This is a genomic window from Streptomyces sp. NPDC016677, from assembly GCF_055562815.1.
On the sequence record NZ_JBVHEO010000017.1, the window covers coordinates 37,205 to 51,903 of the forward strand.

General features: G+C 71.3%; 20 protein-coding genes. 12 read left to right on the forward strand and 8 right to left on the reverse strand.

What is annotated here, in order from left to right; all coding sequences use genetic code 11:
- The first annotated feature begins 113 nt into the window (after positions 1-113).
- Together ACZ3IG_RS30835 and ACZ3IG_RS30840 are read left to right on the forward strand one after the other, a co-directional pair.
- Positions 114-947, forward strand: a complete 834-nt coding sequence (locus ACZ3IG_RS30835) for a helix-turn-helix domain-containing protein (protein WP_467436164.1) — start codon at positions 114-116, stop codon at positions 945-947.
- On the forward strand, positions 944-1,144 hold the full coding sequence (locus ACZ3IG_RS30840) for a DUF397 domain-containing protein (protein WP_467436165.1): 201 nt from the start codon (positions 944-946) through the stop codon (positions 1,142-1,144). Before ACZ3IG_RS30835 ends, ACZ3IG_RS30840 begins: the two co-directional genes overlap by 4 nt.
- Here the strand turns inward: ACZ3IG_RS30840 and ACZ3IG_RS30845 are convergent.
- Complete coding sequence (locus ACZ3IG_RS30845; RefSeq protein WP_467436166.1) at positions 1,131-2,213, reverse strand: pectinesterase family protein; 1,083 nt, start codon at positions 2,211-2,213, stop codon at positions 1,131-1,133. The two genes, ACZ3IG_RS30840 and ACZ3IG_RS30845, sit on opposite strands and share 14 nt — an antisense overlap.
- Before the next feature lie 103 nt (positions 2,214-2,316).
- Here ACZ3IG_RS30845 and ACZ3IG_RS30850 point away from each other — a divergent pair, with 103 nt between their 5' ends.
- Genes ACZ3IG_RS30850 through ACZ3IG_RS30860 form a run of 3 tightly spaced genes read left to right on the forward strand, consistent with a single transcriptional unit; the run spans position 2,317 to position 3,362 of the window.
- Positions 2,317-2,604, forward strand: coding sequence for a hypothetical protein (locus ACZ3IG_RS30850; RefSeq protein ID WP_437086763.1), 288 nt, complete (start codon positions 2,317-2,319; stop codon positions 2,602-2,604).
- A complete protein-coding gene (locus tag ACZ3IG_RS30855) occupies positions 2,601-2,999 on the forward strand; it encodes a hypothetical protein (RefSeq protein ID WP_467436168.1) in 399 nt (132 codons plus the stop codon). Before ACZ3IG_RS30850 ends, ACZ3IG_RS30855 begins: the two co-directional genes overlap by 4 nt.
- 54 nt (positions 3,000-3,053) lie before the next feature.
- Complete coding sequence (locus ACZ3IG_RS30860) at positions 3,054-3,362, forward strand: hypothetical protein (protein WP_467436169.1); 309 nt, start codon at positions 3,054-3,056, stop codon at positions 3,360-3,362.
- Here the strand turns inward: ACZ3IG_RS30860 and ACZ3IG_RS30865 are convergent.
- The 6 genes from ACZ3IG_RS30865 to ACZ3IG_RS30890 form a co-directional block, all read right to left on the reverse strand.
- Entirely contained in the window at positions 3,353-4,819 is a 1,467-nt protein-coding gene (locus ACZ3IG_RS30865; protein WP_467436171.1) for a sensor histidine kinase, read from the reverse strand. The genes ACZ3IG_RS30860 and ACZ3IG_RS30865 overlap by 10 nt on opposite strands.
- Positions 4,816-5,553: a response regulator transcription factor gene (locus ACZ3IG_RS30870; protein WP_467436172.1), complete on the reverse strand. Its 738-nt coding sequence runs from the start codon at positions 5,551-5,553 to the stop codon at positions 4,816-4,818. The genes ACZ3IG_RS30865 and ACZ3IG_RS30870 overlap by 4 nt, the downstream gene beginning before the upstream one ends.
- Before the next feature lie 61 nt (positions 5,554-5,614).
- Positions 5,615-5,788, reverse strand: a complete 174-nt coding sequence (locus ACZ3IG_RS30875; RefSeq protein ID WP_467436173.1) for a hypothetical protein — start codon at positions 5,786-5,788, stop codon at positions 5,615-5,617.
- Positions 5,789-5,799: 11 nt separating this feature from the next.
- Positions 5,800-6,867 (reverse strand): S1C family serine protease, encoded by a 1,068-nt coding sequence (locus ACZ3IG_RS30880; RefSeq protein WP_467436175.1) that lies wholly within the window; start codon positions 6,865-6,867, stop codon positions 5,800-5,802.
- Between the two features lie 101 nt (positions 6,868-6,968).
- Positions 6,969-7,991: a LacI family DNA-binding transcriptional regulator gene (locus ACZ3IG_RS30885; RefSeq protein WP_467436176.1), complete on the reverse strand. Its 1,023-nt coding sequence runs from the start codon at positions 7,989-7,991 to the stop codon at positions 6,969-6,971.
- A gap of 43 nt (positions 7,992-8,034) precedes the next feature.
- Positions 8,035-8,820, reverse strand: coding sequence for a response regulator transcription factor (locus ACZ3IG_RS30890; protein WP_467436178.1), 786 nt, complete (start codon positions 8,818-8,820; stop codon positions 8,035-8,037).
- Positions 8,821-8,985: 165 nt separating this feature from the next.
- On the opposite strand from ACZ3IG_RS30890, the gene ACZ3IG_RS30895 reads away from it, so the two are divergent.
- From ACZ3IG_RS30895 to ACZ3IG_RS30925, 7 genes are all read left to right on the forward strand, one after another.
- Positions 8,986-9,822, forward strand: coding sequence for an alpha/beta hydrolase (locus ACZ3IG_RS30895; RefSeq protein ID WP_467436179.1), 837 nt, complete (start codon positions 8,986-8,988; stop codon positions 9,820-9,822).
- Positions 9,823-9,869: 47 nt separating this feature from the next.
- Positions 9,870-10,139, forward strand: coding sequence for a MoaD/ThiS family protein (locus tag ACZ3IG_RS30900; protein ID WP_467436180.1), 270 nt, complete (start codon positions 9,870-9,872; stop codon positions 10,137-10,139).
- Positions 10,140-10,149: 10 nt separating this feature from the next.
- The gene (locus tag ACZ3IG_RS30905) at positions 10,150-11,370 is read left to right on the forward strand and encodes a hypothetical protein (RefSeq protein WP_467436181.1); all 1,221 of its coding nucleotides are present in this window, start codon (positions 10,150-10,152) and stop codon (positions 11,368-11,370) included.
- A 106-nt stretch (positions 11,371-11,476) separates the two neighbouring features.
- Entirely contained in the window at positions 11,477-12,214 is a 738-nt protein-coding gene (locus ACZ3IG_RS30910; RefSeq protein WP_467436182.1) for an LmeA family phospholipid-binding protein, read from the forward strand.
- Positions 12,215-12,706: 492 nt separating this feature from the next.
- A complete protein-coding gene (locus ACZ3IG_RS30915; protein ID WP_467436184.1) occupies positions 12,707-13,546 on the forward strand; it encodes a sulfurtransferase in 840 nt (279 codons plus the stop codon).
- A gap of 50 nt (positions 13,547-13,596) precedes the next feature.
- A complete protein-coding gene (locus ACZ3IG_RS30920; protein ID WP_030187974.1) occupies positions 13,597-13,884 on the forward strand; it encodes a DUF1416 domain-containing protein in 288 nt (95 codons plus the stop codon).
- Positions 13,885-13,984: 100 nt separating this feature from the next.
- Positions 13,985-14,245 carry a DUF3099 domain-containing protein gene (locus ACZ3IG_RS30925; RefSeq protein WP_467436185.1) on the forward strand — a complete coding sequence of 87 codons (261 nt, stop codon included), beginning with the start codon at positions 13,985-13,987 and terminating at the stop codon, positions 14,243-14,245.
- Positions 14,246-14,303: 58 nt separating this feature from the next.
- Here the strand turns inward: ACZ3IG_RS30925 and ACZ3IG_RS30930 are convergent, their stop codons facing one another.
- A complete protein-coding gene (locus tag ACZ3IG_RS30930; RefSeq protein ID WP_467436187.1) occupies positions 14,304-14,666 on the reverse strand; it encodes a DsrE family protein in 363 nt (120 codons plus the stop codon).
- Between the last annotated feature and the right edge of the window lie 33 nt (positions 14,667-14,699).

Genomic DNA, 14,699 nt, shown 5'->3' on the forward strand with positions numbered 1-14,699 from the left:
GAAGCTCCTAGCGGGCAGTGACTACGGTTCGCGTCTCTACTGTCACTGTCCGTGCGTACCCTCGTGAAGAGGGCTGGCGTTGTCGGTGCGCCAGGCAAGGGAGAGGGGGCGGCATGGACGAACACTCGCTCGGTGAAGCGGTGTCGAAGCGCGTGCTCTTGGGGCGGACGCTGCGGTTCCTGCGTGAGAAGGCGGGCAAGTCACTGGGGCAGCTCGCCGAGGAGACGTCGTACGACAAGAGCTATCTGTACCGCCTGGAGACGGGCGAACGGCTCTCCAAGCGGGCGGTCATGGAGGACCTGGACCGGTATCACGGGTCGGGGGACCTGTTGGTCGGCTTGTGGCGGGATGCGCGCAAGGAGGTCTTCAAGGACAAGTACAGGGGGTTCATGGAGCTGGAGGACACGGCTCGGGTCATGTGGATGTTCCAGCTCCGGGTGCCGGGCTTGTTGCAGACGGAGGAGTACGCGCGGGCGGTGTTGTCGGGAATGTCCAGAGCCCAGACAACGGTAGGCAACGGTAGTGAAGTCGAGGAACAGGTGGCCGCTCGTATGGGACGTCAAGAGCTGCTGTACCGCAGACCGGAGCCGAACGTGCGCGTGATCCTGGATGAGGGGGCGCTGCGGAGGCAGGTCCCCCAGAAAAAGGTGTGGGTAAGTCAACTGTCGCGCCTGTTGGATGCGGCGGAACTGCCGACGGTTGCGCTCCAGGTGTTGCCGTACGCGGCAGGTGTCCATGACCTGATGAGTAGTGACCTCATCCTGCTATGGCAGAGAGTGGGCGATCCCGTCGCGTACGTGGAGGGCAACGGCTTCGGCCAACTCATCGACGATCCGGACAAGGTCTTGTCCTTCCGCTTGTCCTACGATCTCCTCAGGGATGCGGCGCTGACTCCAGTGGAGTCGACGGCGTTCATCAAGCGCCTTCTGGAGGACTGCACCTCATGAACCGGAACCCAGACCTCAACTCCGCTGTGTGGCGCAAGTCGTCCTACAGCGATGGCGGCGCGTCGAACTGCGTCGAGATAGCCGAAGGCTTCCCCACCCTCACCCCCGTCCGAGACAGCAAAGTCCCGGACGGGAGCGTCATCCTGGTCGGACGGGACGCCTGGGCGGCGTTCGTAGGTGGGTTCAGGAAGCCGTAGGCGTCCAGTCGCCGAGCCAGTCCGTGACCTCCTGGTCGGCTGCCTGGGCGTCGGTCAGGAAGGGGCGGTCGGCGGAGGTCGAGCCCGCGCCCGCGCCGGTGTTCTTGTACTCGGCGAAGCGGTCGGCCTTCCAGGAGAAGCCGCTCATGTCGGTCCACGGCGTCGACTTGACCGCCGCGCTGAGGTTGGTGTTGCGGACCGTCGTCTGGGGGTCGAGGGACGCGTCGCCGCCCGCGTGCCAGGGGCGGCCGAGATAGAAGGAGGCGCTGGACACGTCGCCGTTGACCGTGGAGTTGGCGATGAGGATGCCCTTGCGATCGGCGGCCGTGCTGGGGGCGGTGACGTAACCGGCGGAGGAGCCGTCCCAGCGCTTGCGCAGGGTGATGACGGAGCGGTCGATCACCGCCGTGGCGCGGCCGAAGATGAAGTCGACGTTGCCGAGGACGTAGGAGTCCGAGACGTAGACGCGGCCCAACTTGTCCTTGGCGGCGGTGTCGAGGAGCAGGGTGTCCTGGTCGCCAGTGACGATGACGCCGTCCAGGAAGACCTTGTCCGCCGCCGTGCGCAGGGCGACCGCCTGGAGTCCGGAGAGGGACTGGTTGGCGGCCTCGTCGAAATCGTTGGTGATGGACAGGTTGCGGGCCTGGAAGTCGTCGGCCTCGACGGCGACCGTGGCGCTGCCGCCGGTGCCGTAGGTGCCGGAGCCGTCGGGCTTCTGCGTGCCGGCCGCGTTGTTGTAGACGATCACCGTGTCCTTGCGGGAGGCGCCCGTGCCCTGGATGGTGACGTGCGGCTTGTTGGACGGGACCTTGACCAGCTCGCGGTACGTGCCCGGAGCGACGGCGATGACGACGCGGAAGGCGTTGTTGGCGGGGACGGCGTTCACCGCGGCCTGCACGGTCGTGTACTGGGCGGAGCCGTCCTTGGCGACGGTGAGGGTGGTCGCGGCGGCGCTCACGGCGGCCGTGACGACGGGCCCGTTCGCCTCCGTCGCGTAGGCCAGGGTGGCGGCGGTCAGGGTCAGCGGGAGGAGAGCGGTCAGGGCGGTGCGGCCATGGGGGTGGCTCATCTGCTGCTTCCGATCAGTGCGAGGGCGTACATGACACCCGCAGGTCGCAGCCGAGCGGCGCGAGGTTGCCGCGTCCGGGGCATGGTCGGGCTATGGTGGCCCTATGGCAGAGACCACAACCATCCAGGTGTCCCGCGAGGCCCGCGATCACCTCGCGCAGGTGGCCAAGGAGCGGGGCGTGACACTCGGGAAGCTCGTCGAGCAGCTCGCTTCGCGGGAGCCGACGGCCGAGCAGATCGCGGAGCGGGTGGCGGCCACCCGTAAGGTGCTGCGCGACCGGCTGGGCTGCACGCTCAGCGACGAGGAACTGGACAACGGACCGGACGTGCTGGCCAACGTGTACGCGATGGCAGCCGAGAAGGCACGGGCCCGCGCGGAGCGGGCCGCGTGATCATTCTCGACACCGGCGCGGCTCTCGCGCTGGCCCACGGGCACGAGGCCCTGCACCGCCTCGCGGACAACGTGGCGCGCACCCCCGGAGACTGGCTGCACGTACCCGCGCTCTGCCTCATGAAGGCCGAGGAGAGCGACGCGGAAGTGGGCAGCGCGCTGCTGGCGCTGCCCGGCCTCCAGGTCGACCCGCTCGGCCAGGTGGCGGCCGTCACGGTGGGCGGCATGATCCGGGACGGGTGGGGCGGCGCCGACCTTTGCCACGCCCTTTACGTGGCCACCCCGCACCTGGAGTCCGGGGGCATGTCGATCATCCTGACCGCCCAGGAGGACGCCTTCCCGCCCGGCTTCCTCGCGGTCGACATCAACTCCCCGGGGATGCTCGGCTACACCTGATGTGACGCTGACGGAAGGAACGGCATCGATCACCCCCGAGCGGCCGTCCCGCCCATGCCGGAGCGGAGCCCCAAGGCGCTGCGTGCGGCCATCGCCCAGTACGCCCCGCACCTGCTCACCGACTTCGACGAGCACTGGACGTGGGCCGTCTCCGAGGCCTACGACATCAGCACGGTGCCCGCGTTGGCTCGCTGGTGGGGCGCGTACGCGATCGCTCGTGATCCCGTGCTGGAGGCCCGTCTGGAAGACCTTGAGCACCGTGCGGCGGAGTCAGCGAACGCCTCCGAGGCCTGGGCACTCCTCGAAGAGGCGTCCCGCATCCGCTGCCGGGCGCGGCGAGCGGAACCCGCCGCTCACCCCTGACCCCCGCCCCCGTCCGGCGTGGACTCCGGCGGCGGCACAGGTGCCCCCGGCAGCCGGATCGTCGCCACCGTGCCGTCGCCTCCGGGGGCCGGGGCGAGGGTGACCTCGCCGCCCGCCTGCTGGACCGTGCGGGCCACGATGGACAGGCCGAGGCCCGAGCCGGGGAGGGAGCGGGCCGACTCCGAGCGCCAGAAGCGGTCGAAGACGTGGGGGAGTTCGGACGCGGAGATGCCGGGGCCGTGGTCGCGGACGGTGAGCGTGCCGGCGGCCAGGCGGACGTCGATCGTGCCGCCCTCGGGGCTGAACTTCACCGCGTTGTCGAGAATGTTGACCACCGCCCTCTCCAGCGCGGCCGGCTCGGCGCGTACGTACCAGGGCTCGACGTCCGCCGTGATGGTCAGCTCGGGGCCGCGCAGGCGGGCCCGGCGCAGGGCCGACTCGACGGTCTCCTGCCAGGCGACGATCTGGGTACGGCCCGCGTGCTGGCCGGTGTCGGGGCGGGAGAGTTCCTGGAGGTCGCCGATGAGGGCGGCCAGTTCCGTCATCTGCGCCTTCACCGAGGCGAGCAGCGCCTTGCGGTCGGCCTCGGGGAGCGGGCGGCCGGTCTCCTCGCTGCGGGTGAGGAGTTCGATGTTGGTACGGAGTGACGTCAGCGGCGTACGCAGCTCATGTCCCGCGTCCGCGATCAGCTGCTGTTGCAGTTCGCGGGAGTTGGCCAGGGACGAGGTCATGGAGTTGAAGGAGTGCGAGAGGCGGGCGATCTCGTCCTCGCTGTCGTCCTCGACCGGGATGCGGACGCTCAGGTCCTCGGTGCGGGCGACGTGCTCGACGGCCTCGGTGAGTTTGTCGACGGGGCGCAGTCCGGCGCGGGCGACGGCGAGACCCGCCGCGCCGGCGCCGAGCACGCCGACGCCGGAGACGAGGAGGAGGAGCAGGGCCAGGTCGTTCAGGGTCGACTGGGTGCTGTCGAGCGGCACGGCGGCGATGAGGGCGGCGTCGGCGCGGGCCTGGGTGGTCCGGTCGGTCAGCGTCAGCGGCACCGTCAGCACGCGCAGCGCCTTGCCGTCCTCGTCGGTGCCGTTGCGCAGGATGCCGTCGCCGGTTCCGGACTGCGCCACCACCTTCCGGTCGGCGTCGGTCACCTTGATCTCGCCGTCCGAGTTGGTGAACAGGCAGGTGGTGCCGTCGGCGGTGACGATCTGGGAGTAGGTGTTGCCGAAGACGCCCGGACGGGGGGTCTGCGCGCAGGTGGCGAGGGCCTCCTGGATCTGGCCGACCTGCTTGGGGTCCCGGAGCACCGTGGCCTTCTTCAGCTCCTGGTCCAGCTGGTCGTACAGCTTCCCCTGCACGATGAACCAGCACGTCACCGACACGGCCGCCACCGCGAAGGCCACCGCCGCCGCGACCAGCAGGGCCAGCCGCGAGCGCAGGGGCAGGGAACGCAGCCGCCTGATCACTCCGCGCCGCCCTGGCGCAGCACGTACCCGACGCCGCGCACGGTGTGGACCAGGCGCGGCTCGCCGCCCGCCTCGGTCTTGCGGCGCAGGTACATCACGTACACGTCGAGGGAGTTGGACGACGGCTCGAAGTCGAAGCCCCAGACCGCCTTGAGGATCTGCTCCCGGGTGAGGACCTGGCGCGGGTGCGCCATGAACATCTCAAGGAGGGTGAACTCGGTGCGGGTCAGCTCGACGGAACGGCCGGCGCGGGTGACCTCGCGGGTGGTCAGGTCCATGGTGAGGTCGGCGAAGGCGAGGACGTCGTCGGGCTCGTCGGCGGTGGCGGCCTGCGCCGCCGCGTAGGAGCTGCGGCGCAGCAGGGCCCGGACGCGGGCGAACAGCTCGTCCAGTTCGAAGGGCTTGACCAGGTAGTCGTCGGCGCCGGCGTCCAGGCCGGTGACCCGGTCGCCGACGGTGTCGCGGGCGGTCAGCATCAGGATCGGGGTGGTGTCGCCGGTGGCGCGGATGCGGCGGGCGGCGGTCAGGCCGTCCATCCGCGGCATCTGGATGTCGAGGACCAGCAGGTCGGGCCGGTACGCCGCCGCCTTCTGCAGGGCGTCGGCGCCGTCCACGGCGACCTCGGTGTCGTACCCCTCGAAGGCGAGGCTGCGCTGGAGGGCTTCGCGGACCGCCGGCTCGTCGTCGACGATCAGGATGCGCTGGGTGTCACGGTCGCCGTCTGCGGGGCTCATGGCTCGGTGTTCCTCGGATGCGGTGGGGACGGGGCTGGACCCCTTCAGCCTAAGCGGGGACTCAGCCGCGTACGGAGGTGCGGCGGCGGGCCGGGGACCGGTGGGCGCGGGGGCGGCGGGGCGCCAGCTCGGGGGCCCGGGGCGCCGGCGGGTGCAGTGCCGACGTCACCTCCAGGGCCAGGGCGAACCCGGCCGGGTCGGTGCCGGGCACCGTGTGGGAGACCTGCTCGATCATGGCGATGCTCCTCAGTTGTCGGCGCCGCCGGCCCGCAGGGTGTCCAGGTCGGCCTTGACGGTGTTGATCGGGATCGCGAAGCCGAGGCCGACGCTGCCCGCCTCGGACGAGGACGAGGAGGAGCCGGAGGCCGAGTACATCGCGGAGTTGATGCCGATGATGTTGCCGTTCATGTCGATCAGCGCGCCGCCGGAGTTGCCCGGGTTGAGGGAGGCGTCGGTCTGGATCGCCTTGTACGTCGTCGTGGACGAGCCGGTGTCGCCGTTGAACTCCTGGCCGCCGAACTCGAACGGCCACTGACCGCTGCCGCCGCCCTGCTGCTGTTGCTGCTGCTGGCTCTCGTCCGTGGAGACGGTCACGTCACGGTCGAGGGCGGAGACGATGCCGCTGGTCACCGTGCCGGTCAGGCCCTCGGGGGAGCCGATCGCCACGACCTCGTCACCGACCTGCACGCCGTCCGAGTCGCCGAGGGTCGCCGCCGTCAGGCCGGAGGCGTCCCGCAGCTTGATCAGGGCCAGGTCCTTGGAGGCGTCGGTGCCGACGACCTCGGCGGTGTACTCCTTGCCGTCGCTGGTGGAGACCTTGACGGAGGTGGCGCCGGAGACGACGTGGTTGTTGGTGATGATCTCGCCGTCACTGGTGATGATCACGCCGGAGCCGGTGGAGGAACCGGCGGACGAGGTGGCGCTGATCTCGACGATGCTCGGGCTGACCGCCTTGGCGACCCCGGAGACCGTGCCCTTCTGGCTGGACGGCACCACGTTGGCGCTGGTGGAGCTGGAGACGACGGTGTCGCTGCCGGTCAGCTCCTGGATGCCGTAGGCGGTGCCGCCGCCGACCGCCGCCGCGACGATCGCCACCGCGGCCAGCAGGGCGAAGGGCCGCCGGGCGCGCTTCTTCGGGGCTTCGTCCACGGCGGGCGCGACGGGCGGCTGGGCCGGCGGGGGCGGCCACTCGGGGTTCACGGGCGAGGTCCCCGCCTGCTGAGCGTAGGCGTGCTGCTGGGCGCCCTCGTAGGGGTTGGCGTACGGGTTCTCGGAGGTCTCGTACTCGCCGTCGCGGCGGATGCTCTCGGTCATGTCCACGAGCATCACCGCCGTCGATGAGAGCCGCCTGAGTGCTGACTGAGAAGCCCGGCAGAAGCTCGTATGCCCGATATAAAGCCCTCGGCGGAGAGGAATTACCGGCAGCCGCAGGACCGGCGGATCACCAGCCGGGACGGGAACACCTTCAGCCGCTCGCGCCGCGAACCTGCGATCCGCAGCCCGTCGTCGAGGACGAGGTCCACGGCCGCCCTCGCCATCGCGGAGCGGTCGGAGGCGACGGTCGTCAGGCCCGGGTCGGCCAGTCCCGCCTCCTTGATGTCGTCGAACCCGGCCACCGCCAGCTCGCCCGGCACGTCCAGGCGCAGTTCGCGGGCGGCGCGCAGCACGCCGATCGCCTGGTCGTCGGTGGAGCAGAAGATCGCGGGCGGGCGGCGCGGTCCGGCGAGGATCTCCAGGGCCACCTGGTAGGCGTCGTAGCGGTTGTACGGGGCCTCGAAGAGCCGGCCCTCGGTGGACAGCCCGGCCTCCCGCATCGCGCGCCGCCAGCCCTCGACGTGGTCGGAGACGGGGTCGCCGACGGACGGGGTCTCGGCGGTGCCGCCCATGCAGGCGACGTAGTCGTGGCCGTGCTCCAGCAGGTGGCGTACGGCGAGCTGGGCGCCGCCGAGGTCGTCGGTGACGACGGCCGCCTCGTCGATCCCCTCGGGGCGTTCGTGCAGCAGGACGACGCGGGCGTCCCAGGCCTCGATCTCGGCGGCGGCCAGGTCGTTCAGCGCGTGGCTGGCCAGGATCAGCCCCGAGACCCGCATGCCGAGGAACGCGCGCAGGTAGTGCACCTCGCGCTCGGCCACGTAGTCGGTGTTGCCGACCAGCACCATCTTGCCGCGCTCGGCGGCGGCCCACTCGACCGCGTGCGCCATCTCCCCGAAGAAGGGCTGGCGGGCGTCGGGGATGATCAGACCTATGAGGTCGGTGCGGCGCGACGCCATCGCCTGGGCGACCCGGTCGGGCCGGTACCCCAGCTCCTTGATCGCGGCGAGGACACGCTCGCGCGTGGCCGGGGCGACCGGCCGGGGTCCGTTGTTGATGACATAGCTGACCACGGCAGTGGAAGTCCCTGCCAGCCGCGCCACATCGTCCCGAGTCACCTTGGCCACGCGCGGAGTCTACGCGGATGGACCAGTCCAGGGGCAGGGCGTTTCAGACCGTGGTCGCGCCCTCGCCGACCTCGGCGGCGCTCTCCGCCCCGGCCGCGCTGTCCGCCGCCGCCCGCCCGGACTCGGCTTCCTCCGCCGCGCGGGCCGGCTTCTCGGGCTTCTCGGGCGTCACGAAGCGGTAGCCGACGTTGCGCACGGTGCCGATCAGCGACTCGTGCTCGGGGCCGAGCTTGGCGCGCAGCCGCCGTACGTGCACGTCGACCGTGCGGGTGCCGCCGAAGTAGTCGTAGCCCCAGACCTCCTGGAGGAGCTGGGCGCGGGTGAAGACCCGGCCCGGGTGCTGCGCGAGGTACTTCAGCAGCTCGAACTCCTTGAAGGTCAGGTCCAGCACCCGGCCCTTGAGCTTGGCGGAGTACGTCGCCTCGTCGACCGACAGGTCGCCGTTGCGGATCTCCATCGGGGAGTCGTCGGCGACGATCTGCTGGCGGCCCATCGCCAGGCGCAGCCGGGCCTCGACCTCGGCCGGTCCGGCGGTGTCCAGGAGTACGTCGTCGATGCCCCAGTCGGCCGTGACGGCGGCGAGACCGCCCTCGGTGACGACCAGGACCAGCGGACAGCCGGGGCCGGTGGAACGCAGCAGCTGGCACAGGCTGCGCACCTGCGGCAGGTCACGGCGGCCGTCGATCAGGATCACGTCGGCCCCGGGGGTGTCCACCAGGGCGGGGCCCTCCGCGGGGGCCACGCGCACGTTGTGCAGCAGCAGTCCGAGGGCGGGCAGCACCTCCGTCGACGGCTGGAGGGCGTTGGTCAGGAGCAGCAGAGAACTCATACGTCGGGTTCCTCCTCGGTCCCTGCGAGGACGTTTGCGTCTTTGCTCTGCGATCCCGGGGCTCCGTACACCTGCGGTTTCCCGCCTCGTATACAACGCTTCCGAAAGCACAAAAGGACCCGGGGGCTTCACTGCCCGAGTCCTCTGCCCAGCACAATAGCCGACATGAGCGACGGTCCGGCAGGTCATGTGGCACGTTCCACCTTTCGTCCGCATTCCGAGACGGCTCGTCGGCGGCCCCTCCGGGAGTATTTGCGCACGTCCGACGGGGTGCGAATCGATTTCGTATACGACCCGCCGCGACTTGTATACGAAAGCCCCCGGCCACCCTCCCGTGATCTCGTGTTCGTCGTCGCCCACGGCTTCACGGGCGACGCGAACCGTCCGCACCTGCGCCGGATCGCCGCCGCATTCACCCGGTACGGGGCTGTCGCCAGGTTCTCCTTCCGCGGCCACGGGGCGTCCGGCGGGCGCTCCACGGTCGGCGACCGCGAGGTCCTCGACCTGGCCGCGGCGGTCGACCGGGCCCGGAGCCTCGGGCACGCGCGCGTGGTGACCGTCGGCTTCTCCCTGGGCGGCTCGGTGGTACTGCGGCACGCGGCCCTGCACGGCGGCGTCGACGCGGTGGTCTCGGTCAGCTCTCCGGCCCGCTGGTACTACCGGGGCACCGCCCCCATGCGGCGCCTGCACTGGCTGGTGCTGCGCCCCGAGGGCCGGCTCGTCGGCCGCTACGCCCTGCGCACCCGCATCCACGACCGGGACTGGGACCCGGTGCCGCTCTCCCCGGCCGACGCGGTGCCGGGGATCGCGCCGACGCCGCTGCTGATCGTGCACGGCGACAGCGACGGCTACTTCCCCCTCGACCACCCCCGGATGCTGGCCGAGGCCGCCGGTGACCACGGCGAACTGTGGCTGGAGCCCGGCATGGGCCACGCCGAGCACGCCGCCACGGCCGAACTCCTGTGCCGTATCGGGGACTGGGCCCTCGACCGGGCGGGCTAGCCTGGCGGTGTCCACAGCCCGTAGACACAGGATTCAGAAGGATTTAGATGGCAAAGGTCACGGTGCGCTACTGGGCCGCCGCGAAGGCCGCCGCCGGGGTGGCCGAGGAGCCGTACGAGGCGGACACGCTCGCCGAGGCGCTCGACGCCGTACGCGCGCGGCACGCCGGCTCCGGTTCCGGCTCCGAACTGGCGCGCGTGCTGCTGCGCTGCTCCTTCCTCGTCGACGGCGATCCCGTGGGCACGCGCGGACATGAGACGGTACGGCTGGCCGACGGCGGCACGGTCGAGGTGCTCCCGCCGTTCGCAGGAGGGTGACGACCGACCGATGACGAACCAGCCGTACGACAGACACGAGCCGCGGCCGTGGCAGGGTCCCGCGCAGGGGTACGACGACCCGCGCGAGGCCGAGCAGTACACGCAGCAGTGGCAGGGGCAGACCTGGGAGACGTCCGTGCAGCCGCCGGTGCCCGCAGCGCCGGCGGAGGAGACGGCGTACCTGCCGCAGCAGCAGTACCAGCAGGCTCCGCAGCAGTACCAGCAGCCGTATCAGCAGCCCCAGCAGCAGTACGGGCAGCAGTACGGGCAGCAGCACGACCAGCAGCAGTACGGACAGCAGCAGTACGGCCAGCCTCAGCAGTACCCGGCGCAGACGTACACGCCGCGGCCGCAGCCGCAGCCGGAACCCCGGCCGCAGCCCCAGCCGTACGAGCCGCCCCCCGCCCCGGTGTCCGCCGCCCCGGAGTCCGCCGCCCCGGACACCGGGTACGGCCCCGCCACCATCGCCGGGAACGCCCGGATCACCGATGCCCAGCGGGCCCGCGCCGAGGGCCGTTCGCCGATCATCGAGCCCGGCGGGCAGCCGGCCGCGCTCACCGCGCTGCTGGGGCTGCTGCTGGCCGGCGCCGCGGCGGTCGGCAGCTATGCCGTGCTCGTGCCGCTGGTCGTGCTCCAAGCGGTCACCGCGGCGGGCTGGTTCCGGCTGAACGGCATGTGGCCGGCCCGGCAGGGCATCGCGCTGGGCTTCCTCGGCGCGCTGGTCGCGGACGCGGCACTGCTGGTCTCCGACCGCTCCCCGGCGGCCCTGCTCGGCACGATCGGGGTGTGGGTGCTCCTCTCCCTCGTCCTGCACCTGCGGTCGCACGCCGATCCGGACGAGCGGATGTACGGCCTGACGGCCACCGTCGTCGCCTCGGCGCTGGCGATCGTGGCGGGCGGCTGGCTCGCGGCCGACGCGGACGCGGTGACGGCCGGCGCGCTCGCGGTGGCGGTCGCCGCCCTGGTCCGCGCCCTGCCGCTGCCGACGCCGGTGTCGGTGGCCGTGGCGCTGCTCGCCGCGGCCGGTGCCGGATTCGCGGCGGGCGGGGTCACGGACCTCGGCTCGTCGGGGGCGCTGCTCGGGGCGGGCGCGGCGGTGTGCGCGCTGGTCGGCCACCGGGTGGCGAGCTACGACTATCCGTCCCGGTTCGTGCACTTCACCGCGGGTGTGGCCCTGCCGCTGAGCGCGGCGGCGCCGGCCGTGTGGGCGCTCGGGCGGGTGCTGGGCTGACCGCGGCACGGGCCGTCACTGTCACAGATGATCGACGGATTGTCCGGGGTCGGCCGGGGACGGCTACGGTGGCCCTCGACCGTGAAGTCCGCTGGGGTGGGAAGAAATGCGCGCACTGCGAATACTGCTGATCGTCGTCGTGGTCCTGGGCGGGCTGTTCGTGGCCGCGGACCGGCTCGCGGTGACCTTCGCGGAGGGCGAGGTGGCGGACCGGCTGAAGGCCCAGGAGGACCTGACCGCCACCCCGGACGTGTCGATCAACGGCTTCCCCTTCCTCACCCAGGTCGCGGGCGGTGAACTGGACGACGTCGAGGTCACCATGGACGAGTACGCGGCGACCGCCGGCGGCGGCACGGAGCAGATCCGGATCGACGACCTGAGGGCGCGGATGAAGGGCGTCGAGTTCTCCGGCGACTACAGCTCCGCCACCGCGGCCACCGCGTCCGGCACGGCCACCGTCTCCTACGACGAGCTGCTGAAGGCCGCGGGGTCCGAGCCCGTACAGATCACCTCCGGCGTCACCGCCGGCATCGTCGGCCTCTCGGACGGCGGCAACGGCAAGATCGACGTCGCCGTGGAGGCGACGGTGCTCGGCACCAAGCTGCCCGAGCCGATCCACGTGCTCAGCTCCGTGACGGTCGAGGGCGACAAGGTCGGCGTGACCGCCGACGACCTGCCGTCGTTCGGGCAGGTCGACCTGTCCGACTCACAGATCCGGCAGATCACCGACTTCCAGCAGGTGATCGACGAACTGCCCGGCGGCATCAAGCTGGACAAGGTCGAGGCGGCGAAGGACGGCGTCGAGATCTCGGTGACGGGTTCGAACGTCAAGCTGGCCGGGTAGGACGGATCCCGGGCGCGGATGCGGACGGACGAACCGCTCGGCGGCCCCCCGTCCGGCCCGGTCCGTGCCCGGTCCGCCACCTCGTCCGTGCCCGGTCCGCCGCCCCGTCCGCGGCCGGTGCCGCGTTCCGTCCGCCACCCAGGACGGACGTGGTCTGTCCGTCAGGTGAGACGATCGCGTCCGCCCGGCAGCGCACCGGGCCCCGAACCCCGTCTCGTGTCCCACATCGCGGACGATCCTGTCTCATCATCCGACACGACGGTGACACGCCCGCCGGGTCGTCCTTACGATCGGACACCATGAAGCAACAGGCGGATCTCACCAAGCGGCGGGCAGTGGACCTGTGCCGCGTTGCCGCCATGCTCTGTCGCCCGTTCTGAGCGGAAGCCTGCCTTCCGCGTCTGCCGCCTGCCCTGTTCCAGGGCACCGGTGCGCCGTGCGCGCACCCACCGCACTCGCACGCCCCGCCGCAACTGCCCCGGAGGAGAGAACATGAGCCGCAGTGACGTCCTGGTCGACGCCGACTGGCTGCAGGACCACCTGGACGACGAGAACATCGCGATCGTCGAGGTGGACGAGGACACGTCCGCGTACGACAAGAACCACATCAAGAACGCGATCCGGATCGACTGGACCAAGGACCTCCAGGACCCGGTCCGCCGTGACTTCATCGACCAGGAGGGCTTCGAGAAGCTCCTGTCGGCGAAGGGCATCGCCAACGACACGCTGGTGATCCTCTACGGCGGCAACAACAACTGGTTCGCGTCCTACGCCTACTGGTACTTCAAGCTCTACGGCCACGAGAACGTCAAGCTGCTCGACGGCGGCCGCAAGAAGTGGGAACTGGACGCCCGCGAGCTGGTCGAGGAGGTCCCCGAGCGGGCCGCCACGAACTACAAGGCCAAGCCGCAGGACACCTCCATCCGCGCCTTCCGCGACGACGTCGTCAAGGCGATCGGCGCGCAGAACCTGGTCGACGTCCGCTCGCCCGACGAGTTCTCCGGCAAGCTGCTCGCCCCGGCCCACCTCCCGCAGGAGCAGTCGCAGCGTCCGGGGCACGTCCCGTCCGCGCGCAACATCCCGTGGTCGAAGAACGCCAACGACGACGGCACCTTCAAGTCGGACGAGGAGCTCAAGCAGCTCTACACCGACGAGCAGGTCGACCTGGCCAAGGACACCATCGCCTACTGCCGTATCGGCGAGCGCTCGGCCCTGACCTGGTTCGTGCTGCACGAGCTGCTGGGCGTGGAGAACGTCAAGAACTACGACGGCTCCTGGACCGAGTACGGCTCCCTGGTCGGCGTGCCGATCGAGCTCGGCGCCGCCAAGTAATCGCCGCTACGCGACGACCCGCGACGACCCGCGACCTTAAGGACTAGGACATGTGTGGAGCGAAGGCCGGCGGCCCGGACGCCTCGACGATCAAGCCCGGTGAGACCACCATCCAGGGTCAGGTGACCCGTGACGGCGAGCCGGTGACGGGCTACGTCCGTCTGCTGGACGCCACCGGCGAATTCACGGCGGAGGTGCCGACCTCCGCGACGGGCCAGTTCCGCTTCTACGCGGCCGAGGGCACCTGGACCGTCCGCGCCCTGGTCCCGGGCGGCACGGCCGACCGCACGGTGGTCGCCCAGCAGGGCGGTCTGGCGGAGGTCGCGATCGCCGTCTGACGGCATGCGTGACGGCATGTGTGACGGCCGAGGGCCGCGCCCCACGGGTTGGACGCCCGGGGCGCGGCCCTCCGGCGTGTCCGGACCTACCCTGGAGTACATGTACGCACGGCGGCGGCACGTGTACTTCGCCCTGATGGGCACCTGCGTCGCGCTCTTCGTGCTGGCCTGGGGCGTCGTCCGGATCTGGTCCGTCCCGGCGGCCGTCGGCATGTGCGTGGTCGCCATGGTCATCCCGCCGTTCGCGGCGATCGTCGCCAACCGCCGCGGCCCCGAGGACCGCTGGTGGGACGACCCGTCCGGCGACCCGGAGTCGGACGAGTGGTGGGACGAACTGGACGGCAGGAAGCGACGGCGCTGACCCAGCGGGGGACGACGCTGGATCAGCGGGACCGGCCGGCCCACTCGCCCCGGGCGGCTCAGTAGACGAGCGCCTGGGTGCCGTCGGCCAGGGCCTCCTGGACGAAGACCTGGGCGCCGGCGATGCGGACGCCCTCGATGACGTCCTCCTCGGTGATGCCGCGCCGCGCCGCGCACTGGGTGCACAGGGTGAGCCGGCCGCCGCTCAGCAGGGAGTCGATCAGGTCGGGCAGCGGGGCCGCGTGCGGGAGTTCGAACTCGGCGGCGCGGCCCGGCAGGGCGAACCAGGAGGACTCGCCGGTCAGCCACATCGAGACGTCCACGCCGCTGGCCACGGCCACCGCCGCCACCGTGAACGCCTGTGAGCAGCGTTCGGGGGCATCGGCCCCCGCGGTCACCTTGATCACGAGCTTCTTCGCCATGGCCGAATCGTAATCAACGCCCCCCGCAACCCC

Bases quoted from the DNA above. Each gene is read 5' to 3' on its own strand.
- ACZ3IG_RS30875 (WP_467436173.1), bottom strand. From the start codon at position 5,788: ATGATCGAGCAGGTCTCCCACACGGTGCCCGGCACCGACCCGGCCGGG.
- ACZ3IG_RS30890 (WP_467436178.1), bottom strand. From the start codon at position 8,820: ATGAGTTCTCTGCTGCTCCTGACCAACGCCCTCCAGCCGTCGACGGAG.
- ACZ3IG_RS30835 (WP_467436164.1), top strand. From the start codon at position 114: ATGGACGAACACTCGCTCGGTGAAGCGGTGTCGAAGCGCGTGCTCTTG.
- ACZ3IG_RS30850 (WP_437086763.1), top strand. From the start codon at position 2,317: ATGGCAGAGACCACAACCATCCAGGTGTCCCGCGAGGCCCGCGATCAC.
- ACZ3IG_RS30840 (WP_467436165.1), top strand. From the start codon at position 944: ATGAACCGGAACCCAGACCTCAACTCCGCTGTGTGGCGCAAGTCGTCC.
- ACZ3IG_RS30925 (WP_467436185.1), top strand. From the start codon at position 13,985: ATGTACGCACGGCGGCGGCACGTGTACTTCGCCCTGATGGGCACCTGC.
- ACZ3IG_RS30920 (WP_030187974.1), top strand. From the start codon at position 13,597: ATGTGTGGAGCGAAGGCCGGCGGCCCGGACGCCTCGACGATCAAGCCC.
- ACZ3IG_RS30860 (WP_467436169.1), top strand. From the start codon at position 3,054: ATGCCGGAGCGGAGCCCCAAGGCGCTGCGTGCGGCCATCGCCCAGTAC.
- ACZ3IG_RS30910 (WP_467436182.1), top strand. From the start codon at position 11,477: ATGCGCGCACTGCGAATACTGCTGATCGTCGTCGTGGTCCTGGGCGGG.
- ACZ3IG_RS30915 (WP_467436184.1), top strand. From the start codon at position 12,707: ATGAGCCGCAGTGACGTCCTGGTCGACGCCGACTGGCTGCAGGACCAC.
- ACZ3IG_RS30845 (WP_467436166.1), bottom strand. From the start codon at position 2,213: ATGAGCCACCCCCATGGCCGCACCGCCCTGACCGCTCTCCTCCCGCTG.
- ACZ3IG_RS30900 (WP_467436180.1), top strand. From the start codon at position 9,870: ATGGCAAAGGTCACGGTGCGCTACTGGGCCGCCGCGAAGGCCGCCGCC.
- ACZ3IG_RS30880 (WP_467436175.1), bottom strand. From the start codon at position 6,867: ATGACCGAGAGCATCCGCCGCGACGGCGAGTACGAGACCTCCGAGAAC.
- ACZ3IG_RS30895 (WP_467436179.1), top strand. From the start codon at position 8,986: ATGAGCGACGGTCCGGCAGGTCATGTGGCACGTTCCACCTTTCGTCCG.
- ACZ3IG_RS30930 (WP_467436187.1), bottom strand. From the start codon at position 14,666: ATGGCGAAGAAGCTCGTGATCAAGGTGACCGCGGGGGCCGATGCCCCC.
- ACZ3IG_RS30905 (WP_467436181.1), top strand. From the start codon at position 10,150: ATGACGAACCAGCCGTACGACAGACACGAGCCGCGGCCGTGGCAGGGT.
- ACZ3IG_RS30870 (WP_467436172.1), bottom strand. From the start codon at position 5,553: ATGAGCCCCGCAGACGGCGACCGTGACACCCAGCGCATCCTGATCGTC.